Raw genomic sequence first — 13275 nt, 5'->3', positions numbered from 1 at the left:
TTTGCCTCGTCAGCAATTCACCCGTTATTAACCTGTTTCCGACACTTTTCGTTGAGTTAATCAATTCGGGCGAACCTTTCGAGAAGCGAACGTTCATGTCCGAAATGCAAGGAAACGGATTATCATGCGTATTCTTCTGATCGAGGACGATCCGACGACTGCACGGTCCATAGAACTGATGCTGGCGGCAGAAACATTCAATGTCTACCAGACCAATCTTGGCGAAGAAGCCGTCGATCTTGGGCGTCATTATGATTACGATATCATTCTGCTCGACCTTAACCTGCCCGACATGCACGGCTACGACGTATTGAAGAAACTGCGTGTCGCCAAGGTGGAAACGCCGGTGCTCATCCTCTCCGGAATTGCAGAGATGGAGTCCAAGGTGCGCAGCTTTGGCTTTGGCGCCGATGATTATGTAACCAAGCCATTCCACAAGGATGAGCTGATCGCGCGGATCAGGGCGGTTGTGCGCCGTTCGCAAGGCCATTCGCAATCGATTATTACGACGGGACGACTCGCCGTGAATCTGGATACCAAGACTGTTGAGGTAAGCGGCGCGCGCGTTCATTTGACTGGCAAGGAATATGCCATTCTTGATCTTCTGTCCCGCCGCAAAGGCACGACACTGACGAAGGAAATGTTCCTTAATCAGCTGTATAACGGCATGGACGAACCCGAATTGAAAATCATTGATGTATTCATTTGCAAGCTGCGCAAGAAGCTTGCGCTGGCATGCGGAGGGGACAATTACATCGAGACCGTCTGGGGTCGGGGCTATGTTCTCAGAGACCCGCAGGAAGAAGCCGAGGCGGCCTGAGCGAGCCGCTGCCGGCGAGACGCGGGCAGCGGCTCGCCGGCTCATCAGACTTCTGCCGCACTGGCGCCTATAACTTTGTAGCAGACAGGCAGATCGGACAGTAAGCGCATCTCGTGGGTATCAACATGAAGAGCTGAGCTTTGTGTCCGGTCCCGCTATCACCGGTGCCTTATGCGGACACCGGCGATAATGTCGAATGCCGCGCCAATCTGCCGTCAGGAAGGCAGATACAATTGCGCAGCCTTGCCGCCATCCACAGGCAGGGCAACGCCGGTAACGTAGGCTGCGGCGTCGGAAAGCATGAATATGATGGCTTCGGCAAGCTCATCCGGCGTACCGCCCCGGCCCATGGGGATCGCATCGGCAGTCTTGGCCGCGACCTCGGGAGCCTTGCTGGCGAAATCCTCGGTGCTCGCCGTCTGCACCTGCCCCGGCACGATCGCATTCACGCGAACGTTGGAACGCGCCGCTTCCATTGCCGCTACCGCCGTGAACTGGATCAATGCAGCCTTCGAAGCCGAGTAGCTCGACATGTAGGGCGCAGCCCTGATCCCGCAGGACGACGAAATATTGACGATCGACCCGCTGCCGGCAGCCATCATCACTTTCAAGGCGGCCTTGGTGCCCACGAAAACGGCATCGGCATTGACGGCGAAATCCTTGCGCCAGTGCTCCAGCGTAAGATTTGCAATTGGCGCATAATGCACCGACATCGCGTTGTTGACCATCATGTCCAAACGGCCATGCCGTTCAGCCACTTCTGCAACAAGATTGGCAAAATCCTCGCTGTTGGTCACGTCAAGCGATACGGTCTCAACACTGCCGCCTGCGGCTTCGATTTCGGCTTTTGCCTCGCTCAGCTTCTCCTTGCGGCGTGCGCAGATGATAACGTGCGCGCCACGTTGAGCAAGCAATCGGGCGGTGGCTCGCCCAATCCCGTCGCTCCCTCCGGTAACGATTGCGACCTTGTCCTTGAATGGTTGGCTCATGCGGCTGCTCCTGCGTGCATCAAATTGAGTTTCGGATCCTGTGCGCCGGTCAGAATGCAGTGCGTTCCGCTCGGCATGTACATCATCGTGACGCACTGGTTGCAGGTGGTGCAACCTGATGTCTCGTGCGATCCGTTCTTCCATCTGTCGATGATCTGCGGATCGTGGATGAGTATTCGGCCCATTGCAATGGCATCGAAACCATCCGTCATCGCCTGCTCGACTCCGTCGAATGACTGAATGCCGCCAAGATACGCAAGCGGCATGTCCGTTGCCGCCCTGATCCGACGGGCTTTTTCCTGAAGATAATTTTCATGAAAAACTACGTTTTTGGGCGCGGTCATCCGCTGCACCTTCATACCCAGGCCCACGATGGGATTTGCCGCCTTCGTCGATGTCGCCGGCAACGGGGAGCCGAACGTGGCAGTGACGGACTCTACATTCAGTCCGTTCGACAAGACTGCCATGTGCGCACCGGCTTGGGCAACTGAACGTGCGATCGCGATGCCGTCACCGATCTGATTGCCGTGGCTGACTCCGTCCGTCATGCTGAACTTGACCAGCACTGCAAGTTCCTTGCCGACAGCATCAAGCACTTTGGTCAACACTTCGACCGGATAGGTCATGCGCTTTTCGATCGTGCCGCCATAAGCATCGCGGCGCTTGTTATAGACGGGCGAAACAAATTGGCTGAGCAGATAACCGTGCCCCATATGCAATTCGACCGCGTCGAAACCGGCCTCACGCGCCAGTCTGGCCGCGATGACGAATTCGTCTGCGATGTCGTCCATCTGCTGCCGGTTCATCGCTTGCTTGAACCAGCGCTTGGACAGCATGCCCACCTTGTTGAACCCTCCGCTGGATGTCAGCGGCTTGTCCGTAGCAAGTTCCGACTTCGGCAGGAAAGTGAATGAACCCGCATGAGTCAATTGAGCGCAGATCGCTCCGCCCTCGCGGTGGATAGCGGTTGTCATGGCTTTGAGGTCATCAAGCGAATTGCGATCAAGCACCACCTGATCGATGAATGTTCGTCCGTCTCGACTGACTGCACAATAGGCAACGGTCGTCATGCCGACGCCGCCCTTTGCCATCCGCTCATGAAACAGCGACAGGCCCCGGCTGACAATCCCGCCCTTGGCCATGCCTTCGTTGGTGGCGGCCTTGATGAACCGGTTGCGCAGCGTCAGCGGCCCGATCGTCAGGGCTTCGAAAGGCACGTGCCCTATGGCCATAATCTATCCTCTTCCATTACCGGAACGCATTTGACAATAAGCGTTGAGTTGTGTCAATCGGATGCGTAGGATAAAAGCATTGTTTCTACGTAATTAGATGATGGGCAACATTTCGCCCACTGCTGCGTTGATCCGATGTGTGCATTTGCTGGCAGGAGCAGAGCGTTCGGCATAGCACAAATGGCAGCTTGGCGGGCCCTGATATCGCCTGCGCATTCTGACGATTAAAAAGACATGAAGACGGCCCTGTTACGAGGATAATGTTGATGAGCTACCCTAAGGATATCGGGATTGTAGATTGCATGCTGGGCGTTCCTGAGGGTGAAAGCCGGTCCGACTGGTACGATACCTTTAAGCCGCTGCTCAAGGATGAGCAAAGCCGCGAGGCTTTCAAGATGCCTGCGCAGTACATGTTCAAGGACATTCCCGATACGGGCAAGACCGATGATTTCGTTGCCTGGACCGTGGATCAGATGGACAGGTTCAACATTCAGAAGGCATTGATCGGCTGGAATGAAAACGACACTTCGCGGCGCGCAAAGGAAAAATACGGCGACCGGTTCTTCTTCGACCTGCCCTGCAATCCGAACAATGGCATGGAAGAAGTACGGCGGATCAAACGGATCCATGCCGAAGTCGGGTTGAGCGCGATCAGCGTGTTCCCCGCCGGCACCAATCCGCAGGTGCCGATAAATCACAAGCACATGTTCCCGCTTTACGTCTGTGCAGTGGAGCTGGATTTGCCGATCCTGCTCAATGTCGGAATACCGGGGCCGCGCGTGCCCATGGAAACGCAGAAGGTGGAGCATCTTGACGAAATCTGCTGGTTCTTTCCCGATCTCAAGATCGTCATGCGCCACGGCGCTGAACCGTGGCAGGACTTGGCGGTCAAGCTGATGCTTAAATGGCCGAATCTCTATTATTCGACCAGCGCCTTTGCGCCCAAACATTACCCCAAGGCGATCATCGACTATGCCAACACGCGCGGCGCGGACAAGATCATCTATGCGGGCTATTTCCCGATGGGGCTGAGCCTGGATCGCATCTTTTCCGATATGGAAAATGTGCCCTTCAAGGACCATGTATGGCCCAAGTTCCTGCGTGAAAACGCGACCAACCTTTTCAAACTGGGAGACTGATCATGACTGCAAGCGCAACACACGGCGAAGTCGCTGTGGAAGATGCCCGCACACCACCGGTCGCCGTTTGGCAAGTGCTTGAGAAGATGAGCAAGGCCGAGCGTGAGGAGTGGCGTGTCGCTCCGCTCAAAAACGCCGTTTCCGCACAAGAGCGTAATCTGGATTACGGCTTTCCGCTTGGCTGGTATCCCATGATGCTGAGCAACGAGCTTGAAATTGGCGAAGTTAAGCCGCTGCGTTACTTCGCTAACGATCTTGCCATCTGGCGCGGAGAGGACGGCGATGTGCGCATGGTGGACGCTTATTGCCGTCACCTCGGTGCGCACATGGGCCACGGCGGCAAGGTTCATGGCAACCTGCTGGAATGCCCGTTCCATGCGTGGCGTTATGATGGCGAAGAAGGCGTAGTAAAGGAAATCCCCTACTCCCGCACCATTCCGCCACAGGTAAAGCGCAAATGCACGCGAACCTGGCACATGCGCGAAGCGAACCAGGTCATCTGGGCCTGGTATCATCCGCAAGACGAAGACCCGCTGTTTGATATCGTCCACCTTCCAGAAGCGTCCGATCCTGAGTGGACTGAATTCGACGAATGTCGCTGGACCATCTACGGCAGCATCCAGAACATGGCAGAAAACGGCGTCGACTTCGCGCATTTCAAATATATTCACGGCACAGCGACAATGCCGACAGCAGAGCTGGAATGGGGCGACTGGAACCGCCGCGGTATCGTGCGGGCAAAGCTTGGCACGCCCCGCGGCGAGGTCGACGGCAAGATCACCGCAACGTCAAACGGTCCGGGCCAGAACTGGGTCCGGTTCGAAGGGATTTGCGAAACATTGCTCATCGCGTGCATCACGCCTGTCGAATACGATGAACTGCATGTCCGCTACTTCTACACCCAGCCCAGGACGCAGAAGGATGGTCCCACCGCAGGTCTGGCAAGGGCGATCATCGCCGATGTCAACAAGCAGTTGGATCAGGACAAGGTAGTCTGGGACCGGATGCGTTACGAAGCCAACCCGATCATCTGCGAAGGCGACGGCCCGATTCCGAAGTTCAGGCAGTATTACGAACGCTTCTACCCGACGCGTGCGTCAAAGGCGGAACGGAAACCTGAACTGGCCGACGCCTGATCGGTCCACCGATCGGGAAGTTGATCAATCCGCAGCGACAGTCAATGTGCGCTGCGGATCGATCGGGTGACCGCCTGGCCGGCCGCGACACAAAGCCTCCATTACGGCGGCAACACCCCTTGTGGATCAGGTCGCGCTCTCATGGTCCATCTGGCAATCACGGTTTGGCGTTACCGATTGCCTTGGTGGAATGCTGACACGACAGATGCAATCTGATGCCTTCGCCTGACTGCAACATGTGGTAGTCGCCGGTGCGGAAATTGACGAATAAAGGAAGAAAAGATGCGTGGCCTTGCTGGAAAGTCCGGAATCATTGCAGGAGGCGGGCGCGGGATTGGTGCGGCCACTGCTCGCCGTCTTGCCGAAGAGGGTGCGCTGGTGATCATCGGCGATATCGTCGAGGAATGGGCGCAGCAAACCGCCGACGACATTGTCAGCAAGGGCGGCACTGCAATCGGAATGCGGCTTGATGGCACCTCGCCGCAGTCACAGCAGGAGATTGTGCGACGTGCGGTCGAGGCGTTTGGCGGGCTGGATTTCTTTCATTCAAACCTGGCGGGCGGAACAGAAGGGGATGTGAATGCCCTTGACTGTCCGCTGGACGTTTTTGACAAATCGATTGAAATCAACACCAAAAGCCATCTCATCGCCACACAGGCCGCGTTGCCGGTTCTGCTGGAGCGCGGCGGCGGAGCGATGATCTACACCAGTTCAGGCGCGGCCACGGGTGGCTCTCCGTGGCAGGTGGCTTACCCCATGGCGAAAAACGCGATCCATGCGCTGGCCCGGCATGTCGCGACAAAATGGGGCAAGAACGGCATTCGCGCCAATGTCATCTGCCCCGGTCTTGTTCTTACCGAGGCGGTGCAGCAGCACATGACAGAAGAGCAGGTGAGCATGGGCAAGCGGGTGGTCCCCAGCCCCCGGTTGGGCAAGCCAGATGACATTGCCGCAATGGTTGCCTTGCTGGCATCTGATGATGGCGAATGGATCAACGGGCAGGTTTATCACGTCAACGGCGGCGGCCAGATGCGCGGCTGAGCGGTCTGGCGTTGAGCCGCACCGATCGTTTACAAGCCCGGTTTCGCTGCTCCTGCCCCTCTTTGCCGATCACGCCGTACTGGATCCTGGTTCACATCGACCCCTGATCCAAAAATGAACAATTTGTATCGCGCACGGTCACGCTCGGCGTGATGGTTGACGTTTCTGCCGAATACAGGCACCCGTCAGTGAATTATGGCAATGCTTGTGTAATGCTTTGGCAAGGCGCGTTCCTGTAAAAGCACTGCGCTGCCAACGTGCAAGAACCGTGACAAGCGGCTGTATGCGCTATGCCTGACAGGGAATGATGATGAACGATACGCGATCAGTGGGACAAGCTGTGGATGAAGCGGTGCACCCGGTGGACCCTGCCGATGGCGGGGGCGAAGGGTTTGCGCCGGGCATGAAGGAGCGCTCGCTGCTGCCGGACCCGGCATTTCTGTGGCAGGTGTTCCGTCGCAATCTCCTGCTGTTCCTGATCGTGGTGGCGGCCACGCTTGCCCTGACGGCGCTGTATCTTGTTGTGGTGGAGCCGCAGTATCGTGCGCAATCCAGTCTGCTGATCAAGCCCACCAGCGGCCCGGTTCAGACGTCAGAACCCGGCCAGTCGCCAATTATCAATGCAGATGAAGTCGATACCGAAATCCGGCTGATTGCCTCTCCACTGGTGGCAGAGCGTGCCGCCGCGCTTTACGCAGAGCGTTTCGCCTCCCCCGACGGCGATCCGTTCACAGAGGTTGAGCTTGCCGCGCTGGCATCCAACATTCGTGGCACGTCGCAGATTTCACGCTCCGGTCAGACCAGCGTCGTAGACATCACCGTTACCGCTGCCGATCCGGCTTTTGCGGCGGCGGCAGCAAACCTTCTGGCCGAGGCTTATCAGCAGTCGCAGGTTGATGCGAAAACCAATGAGAGCGCTAGCGCCAGCGAGTTCATCAATGAACGCCTGTCCGAACTTGAAAGCAACGCGCTGCGCACGCAGAGCGCGCTCGACAATTATCGCGCAGACAGGGGCCTTGTCACTGCCGGCGGCTCGACCAATGCAGGTCAGGAGGTGTCCAACCTCAACCAGCAACTGGCGTCTTCGAGGGCGGAACTTGCCGAAAAAGTCGGTCGTTATAATGCTGCACGATCACAATTGTCGCGCGGGAGCGGCGGTGCCGACGTAGGCGCCGCATTGGGTTCGGGCACGATCAGCAGCCTGCGGCAGCAGGAAGCGCGCGCCAGCGCCGAATTGGCAGTGCTTACCGAGCGCTATGGCCCGCTCTACCCTGAACGTCGCCAGACGGAGCGGGAGCTTGCCGATATACGCAGCCGCATCCAGGAAGAGATCAACCGGGTTCTTTCCAATCTTCAGGCCGATGTCCAGACTGCCCGCTCGCGCGTGGCATCTCTGGAAGCAAGCCGCGGTTCCGCGATCGGCTCGCTGGCGCAAAGCGGAAGAGCGCAGGCTGGGATGAGCGAGCTTGAGCAAAAGGCACTCGCCGCACAATCAATCTATCAGTCCTTCCTCAAGCGGTCGCAGGAGACAGGTGCGCTGCGGGACAGCGCAATGCCCGATGCCGCGATCGCATCGCGCGCCACAGTGCCGACAACGCCTGTCAGTCCTAATTACCCGCTGACCATCATCTTTGGCACGATCCTCGCATTTGCCGCCGGTTTTACAGCCATGCTGCTGGCCGAGTATCTGCGGCGCGGTGTGCAGACCAAGCGCGACGTGGAGCGGCGGCTCAGCCTGCGCTACGCCGGGGCCATTCCGTCGCTCAAATCGACGCTTAACCACCGCAACGCTATGGAACCGCCGCAGGAATACGTGCTGAACCACCCGCACTCGCTGTTTGCGGAATCATTCCGGTCGATCCGTACGTTCCTGACGCTGTCGCCAGGCGCGAAACCGCGGGCAATCGCCATTGCATCGGCATTGCCGCGCGAGGGCAAGACCACCACCTCTGTCTGCCTTGCACAGACAACTGCGGCCGAAGGAACGCGCGTTATCCTCATCGATGCCGACCTGCGGCGACGCGGTGCAAGCGAGGTGCTGGGGTATGAAAACGAACACGACATCTACGATTATCTCGCGGGCACCAGCCCATTGGCTGACTGCATCCATGAAGATCCGCGCACGGGGCTCCACGTCCTGGGCAGCAATGCCGCACCACCGGATGCGCGCAACCCGTTGACCGAGGCGCGCGTGCGAGCGATGTTCGCGCAGATGCGTGAGCTGTACGATGTGATCATCGTCGATACGGCTCCGGTACTGGGTGTCGCCGAAGCTCGGATCCTCGCGACTGCAGCTGACCGGGTCCTGTTGATTACCCGGTGGAAGACCACATCGATCCGCGCGGTGGAAGCCGTGGTGGACATGCTGCTCGATGCAGGCGCCAAGGTGACGGGCATTGCGCTGACGCAGGTAAATATTAAGAAATACGCCAGCACCGGGGATGGCGACATTTATGCGTATTCCAACAAATTTCGTGGATATTACACCAACTGACGCGTCAGCTATCCATGTCGAGCAGGAACATGCCATGAAGAAAATAACGAAGCGGCCGCTGCGTCACGCCTGTCAGGCATCGGGCGCATTGGTGATCCGCACAATGGCTACCGGGGCACTGATCATGGGTGCGGCCCTGCCGAACGTAGCTCAGGCGCAGGATATCGGCGAGAACACCGGCAGATCAAGCGGTGGCCCGACCGGTTACGAGCCGGTGCCGTTCTATGTCGGCCAGTTCCAGGTGTTTCCGCAGATTGACGGCCAGATCGAATACAATGACAATATTCGCGGCTCGGAAATAGCTGCAGTCGACGATTTCATCGTGTCGATCACGCCGGCTATTTTTGCAGAAGACCGGCGTGCCGATCGTGAGATCTTTCTAAGCGGACGATTGGGGTTCGACACCTATCTTCAGGGCTCCCGCAACGATCAGCTGCGCGGCGAACTGAAAGGACGATATCGCGGCGGGCTTGGTTCGCTCACCAAGCCGTTCGGCAGCTTCGAGATCAGCGCAAACAACTCCCAGAGCCGCACCGAGGATGATGATCTGCGCGATCTGGCGCAACCGATCACCGTTACAACCCTGCGGGCAAATGGCGGCCTGGAGCAAATCTTCGGGCCGCTGATCGGGACAGTGGAAGCTGACTTTTCGTCTGCTGATTACAGCGGCACCATCCTTGTCGGTGGTGACGAAGTGGAGATGAACTTTCGCGACAATGTGCGCTATGTCGGACGGGTGCAACTCGCCTATCAACGGTCGCAGAACCAGCGCATTTTCGTCGAGGCCATATTCAACAAGTTTGACTTTGAAGGCGCCGCGCCGGAGCTTGACCTGCCTGCCAATCTTGGGCTTGATCGCAGCTCGTCGGGCGTGCGGCTACAGGCTGGGTTCCGGCGCGAAGTCACAAGGCTGGTCAGCGTGATTGCCAAGGTTGGCTATCTGCAGCAATCCTTTGAAGATCCGCGGCTCTCCAGCATCAGCGGCCTGTCTTTCGAAGGCAATGCAGAGCTCAACCCGACACCGCTGACCCGCATCGAACTTTCTGCCCTGCGCGCGATCGACCAGTCGGCCAATCCGTTGCTGACCGGCCGTTTGCGGACGCAATTCTCCACCAGGCTGCAGCACGAACTGCGCCGCGACATCGTCCTGTCAGCAAGCGCCCGTTATGCTCGCATTACGCGGCAGTCGCTGGATCAGGACGTGGCGGAATGGGAAGTGGCAGGCACGGCGCGTTACCGACTGACGCCGCAATGGTCATTGGCGCTTCGCGGTGAACATTTCGAGCGAGATCAGGCATTTGCCTTTGCGCAAAACCGGGTAATGACCAGCGTTCGCTACAATTTCTGATCCGATGCGCCTCCGCATCGCCGACGGCTTCGCGGCAGGACGATGCTGCCGCCGCTTGAGAAAGCCCCTTTGATGCCGCCCGCTACCAACCAGCGGAATGCGGGCGAATGCGATGTCAGCTTTGCTGTCGCATTGTTCAACGCCATGCCTTTTCTACCCGATGCCATCAACTCCGCTCTGTCGCAAAATGGCGTGACAGTAGAAGTGCTGATCGTTGATGATCATGGCAGCGATGAGGGGCTTGCGTGGGCACAGGCGCTGGCGGCACGGGATAGTCGCGTCAGGATCTTTCAAACACCTGTCAACAGTGGCCCGGGCGGCGCGCGCAACGTGGCGATCGAAAATATGCGCGGACGCTGGTTTGCCGTGCTCGACAGTGACGACTGGATCGAAAAGGATCGAACCGCAGCGCTTATCGCAGAAGCCGAGCTTTGGGACGCTCACTGCATAGCCGATGATCTGGTCGTGTTCGGCGAAGGACGCCAGGAGACCCGCTATTTAGGTCCGGATGAAGCAGGAACAGGGTTCTGGCTTGATCTGGACACCTACTTCAAAGCCGCCGTGATGTATGGGAAAGCCCCCAATCCGGGGTTCCTGAAGCCAATGATCCGTTGCGACTTGATCGAACGGCTGGGCCTGCGCTACAATCCCGCCTTGCGGATCGCAGAGGATGATGAGCTTGTGGTCCGGCTGTTGCTGGACGGCGCCCGCTATCGCGTATCGCCCCAAGCCATGTACCACTATCGCAAGCATGCCGCATCGATTTCTCACAGGTTGAGTGCACGAAATGCGGAACGCATGCTGGAAGTCGAACAACATATCCGCGCGCGCTTGATAGCAGAGGATCGGCTGACCACCGCCTATGCTGCACGGTGGCATGCATTGGTGGCAGCGGTATCGTTTGCCCGCTCTATCGAGCACCTGAAACATCGGCGCTGGGCAGGAGCCCTGTCAGAGGCTGTTCACCATCCGCGGTCCATCGCGCTGTACGCAATGCCATTGCGCGCGCGCATTGCCCGCATGTTCGCACGAGACACCAAAGAGGCCCCGCCTCAGGGAAGATAACGGCTGTACGCATCCAGATAAACACGTGCGGTTTCGCTCGGCCGCAAGATTTCGGCAACATAGCTGCGCGGCAGATAATCCGGCAGCCCCGCCAGGAACAGGTCCAGCCGGTCTTCCATGTCATTAATGGTAAAAACCATGCCACAGCGTTCATCGAAATAGGGAACGGAGCTTGGCCGCAGGTCAGCGCTTGCAAAGGGCTGCTGCAACGGATCGATCAGCCGCCCCTCGTCCCAGGCAAATACCGGGACATTCATCGCCAGCGCTTCCTCGCACGCAAGTCCTTGTGTTTCATGTTCGCATAGAAATGCCATGGAGCGGGATTTTGCCAGCGTGGCGAAATAACTCTGCTGTGTGTGGTGTCCGTAGCGTAGCACTTTGTAGGAAAGCCCGCGATCTTCGCACGCTTTGATCAACCGGTCCCGAACCGCTGAACCAACGCTTTTGCGATGCCAGCGGATCTTGTCGTAGATCAATACGTCGATTGATTTGGGTCCGGTCGGTTCGGCAATGGCATCAAGGTCTATCCCCACCGGGCAACGCAGCATCTTGCCCGGACAGAAGGGTTCGTAGAACTGGACATACCAGTCCGATGGCTGGATGATGTGCTTCACGTTGGCGCTTTTGGCAAGGCGGCCAGCGACGTCGGGATACCCCGGGTCGCCTGGACCGAAGATTATCGGATTGGTCAGGCGGACCTGTTCGATCACTTCAGGATATCCGGCCAGACCAATCGGATAGTCAGGATTTTTCCTGGCAGCGGCATAATCGTTGATGCGAACCTTGCAACCAAGCTGACCAAGCCCCTTCACAACGGCAAGGAATGCTTCATAAAATCCGGTGTTTACCTGCTGGCCACGCATGCGGCGCACCGCGGCCCGTGCCGTACAGCGCAAGGCATGATATGTGCGGGGCAGAATATTTTCACGAGCCTTGCGTTCATATCCATCATAAAACATCAGGACCGTTGGCGCATCATTCATATCTGCATCCCTGCTGCTTGTGCAGACGAAGCTTGAAGGACGGCCCAAGCCAACCTGTTGCGCCGCCTTTACGGTCAGGCCCGTTGGATCCGCTTTATCCCCGTACAGTCTTTCGATTTGCTAAACAGCGTGGTGCAAAGCAAATCTCATGTTGAGGACCTTCTGATCACTGCATGAGCCATGCATAGGTGCACATCCAGCAGAACAAATGTAGCCTTATTGAGCAGCATGTTTCAGTATGGAACAAACAATGGTACCGTGGTCCTGCGCCCGTCAGGGAAGATTGTCTCTGCTTATTACAGTGCCGGCGCCTGCATTGTGTCAGGTGCTTTAATAATGGCGTTGCTTGCAGGCAGGACAACAGCGAGCCTTCTTCGGATTGCCGCGGTTGAGATGCCCTCGGGTGCCGCTTCCATGCTTCAGAGCGAGCTTAGACCCGCGGTTCAAGAGGTGCGTTTCTCCCATACCCGAGGTATCTGGCGATACCGCACCATTGAAGGTCTGACTCGTCTGGACATGATGGCGCGAAAAAGGTGCTGAATTGGTCGTGCAGTTGCAACCGCAAACGTGGTTCTTCCACGCGGCTGTTCGCTAAACTCGGGTGACGGCGTGGTTGGCCAAGCTTATCTCGCTATGATCGGGATTACCGAGAGCGCTGCCAATACGCACTTCATCTTTTCGGTTTGTCGGTTTCCACGTCCAGTCGGCGCAGTCGCTTTTTGAGATGGTTTCGCTTTTTTGACAGTTTTGCGGCGAAGTTAAGTCAATCCGGAGTGTGTGCCGCCGTTTTTGTCCAGATCATGGAGAACATACCCCATGATCTGAAGCGCCGATCCACCCGTAAGCCTCTTCAGGGGTTTGCCCTGCCAGCCCTGAGTGCGGTCGCTGCGAGTTGCACTAGGTAATCCACCGGACAACGCCAGCACGTTGCTGAAGGCAAGGCCGGTCACTGACTGCTCTGGTCCGTGTTGAACATGTCAGGCTTGCCGAAACGCAAGGACGCTTCTTCCAGTGCCGCGACACAGAAG

General features: G+C 57.7%; 10 protein-coding genes. 7 read left to right on the top strand and 3 right to left on the bottom strand.

Annotation, left to right across the window (positions count from 1 at the left end; translation table 11 throughout):
* Positions 1-124 precede the first annotated feature (124 nt).
* A complete protein-coding gene (gene ctrA / locus RM533_RS00110; RefSeq protein WP_311339165.1) occupies positions 125-820 on the top strand; it encodes a response regulator transcription factor CtrA in 696 nt (231 codons plus the stop codon).
* Between the two features lie 215 nt (positions 821-1035).
* On the opposite strand, the gene RM533_RS00105 is transcribed toward ctrA, so the two are convergent.
* Together RM533_RS00105 and RM533_RS00100 are read right to left on the bottom strand one after the other, a co-directional pair.
* Positions 1036-1809, bottom strand: a complete 774-nt coding sequence (locus RM533_RS00105) for an SDR family NAD(P)-dependent oxidoreductase (protein WP_311339164.1) — start codon at positions 1807-1809, stop codon at positions 1036-1038.
* On the bottom strand, positions 1806-3041 hold the full coding sequence (locus tag RM533_RS00100) for an NADH:flavin oxidoreductase (protein WP_311339163.1): 1236 nt from the start codon (positions 3039-3041) through the stop codon (positions 1806-1808). The genes RM533_RS00105 and RM533_RS00100 overlap by 4 nt, the downstream gene beginning before the upstream one ends.
* A 266-nt stretch (positions 3042-3307) precedes the next feature.
* On the opposite strand from RM533_RS00100, the gene RM533_RS00095 reads away from it, so the two are divergent.
* The 6 genes from RM533_RS00095 (at position 3308) to RM533_RS00070 (ending at position 11264) form a co-directional block, all read left to right on the top strand.
* Positions 3308-4180, top strand: a complete 873-nt coding sequence (locus RM533_RS00095) for an amidohydrolase family protein (RefSeq protein WP_311339162.1) — start codon at positions 3308-3310, stop codon at positions 4178-4180.
* 2 nt (positions 4181-4182) lie between these two features.
* Positions 4183-5316 carry a Rieske 2Fe-2S domain-containing protein gene (locus RM533_RS00090; protein ID WP_311339161.1) on the top strand — a complete coding sequence of 378 codons (1134 nt, stop codon included), beginning with the start codon at positions 4183-4185 and terminating at the stop codon, positions 5314-5316.
* A gap of 282 nt (positions 5317-5598) precedes the next feature.
* Entirely contained in the window at positions 5599-6357 is a 759-nt protein-coding gene (locus RM533_RS00085; protein ID WP_311339160.1) for an SDR family NAD(P)-dependent oxidoreductase, read from the top strand.
* Between the two features lie 310 nt (positions 6358-6667).
* Positions 6668-8851, top strand: coding sequence for a GumC family protein (locus tag RM533_RS00080; protein ID WP_311339159.1), 2184 nt, complete (start codon positions 6668-6670; stop codon positions 8849-8851).
* A 34-nt stretch (positions 8852-8885) separates the two neighbouring features.
* Positions 8886-10199 carry an outer membrane beta-barrel protein gene (locus RM533_RS00075; RefSeq protein WP_311339158.1) on the top strand — a complete coding sequence of 438 codons (1314 nt, stop codon included), beginning with the start codon at positions 8886-8888 and terminating at the stop codon, positions 10197-10199.
* Positions 10200-10271: 72 nt separating this feature from the next.
* Positions 10272-11264 (top strand): glycosyltransferase family 2 protein, encoded by a 993-nt coding sequence (locus tag RM533_RS00070; RefSeq protein ID WP_311339157.1) that lies wholly within the window; start codon positions 10272-10274, stop codon positions 11262-11264.
* On the opposite strand, the gene RM533_RS00065 is transcribed toward RM533_RS00070, so the two are convergent.
* Positions 11252-12247, bottom strand: coding sequence for a hypothetical protein (locus RM533_RS00065; protein ID WP_311339156.1), 996 nt, complete (start codon positions 12245-12247; stop codon positions 11252-11254). The two genes, RM533_RS00070 and RM533_RS00065, sit on opposite strands and share 13 nt — an antisense overlap.
* Positions 12248-13275 lie beyond the last annotated feature (1028 nt).

It is taken from the genome of Croceicoccus esteveae (genome assembly GCF_031846435.1).
Classification (GTDB): Bacteria; Pseudomonadota; Alphaproteobacteria; order Sphingomonadales; family Sphingomonadaceae; genus Croceicoccus; species Croceicoccus esteveae.
The sequence above is the reverse complement of the archived record's forward strand: the minus strand, read 5'-3'. Positions and strand labels throughout refer to the sequence as shown.

What these genes read in the sequence shown, in the direction of transcription:
- ctrA (WP_311339165.1), top strand. Translation starts at nt 125, where the DNA reads ATGCGTATTCTTCTGATCGAGGACGATCCGACGACTGCACGGTCCATA.
- RM533_RS00105 (WP_311339164.1), bottom strand. Translation starts at nt 1,809, where the DNA reads ATGAGCCAACCATTCAAGGACAAGGTCGCAATCGTTACCGGAGGGAGC.
- RM533_RS00100 (WP_311339163.1), bottom strand. Translation starts at nt 3,041, where the DNA reads ATGGCCATAGGGCACGTGCCTTTCGAAGCCCTGACGATCGGGCCGCTG.
- RM533_RS00095 (WP_311339162.1), top strand. Translation starts at nt 3,308, where the DNA reads ATGAGCTACCCTAAGGATATCGGGATTGTAGATTGCATGCTGGGCGTT.
- RM533_RS00090 (WP_311339161.1), top strand. Translation starts at nt 4,183, where the DNA reads ATGACTGCAAGCGCAACACACGGCGAAGTCGCTGTGGAAGATGCCCGC.
- RM533_RS00085 (WP_311339160.1), top strand. Translation starts at nt 5,599, where the DNA reads ATGCGTGGCCTTGCTGGAAAGTCCGGAATCATTGCAGGAGGCGGGCGC.
- RM533_RS00080 (WP_311339159.1), top strand. Translation starts at nt 6,668, where the DNA reads ATGAACGATACGCGATCAGTGGGACAAGCTGTGGATGAAGCGGTGCAC.
- RM533_RS00075 (WP_311339158.1), top strand. Translation starts at nt 8,886, where the DNA reads ATGAAGAAAATAACGAAGCGGCCGCTGCGTCACGCCTGTCAGGCATCG.
- RM533_RS00070 (WP_311339157.1), top strand. Translation starts at nt 10,272, where the DNA reads ATGCCGCCCGCTACCAACCAGCGGAATGCGGGCGAATGCGATGTCAGC.
- RM533_RS00065 (WP_311339156.1), bottom strand. Translation starts at nt 12,247, where the DNA reads ATGAATGATGCGCCAACGGTCCTGATGTTTTATGATGGATATGAACGC.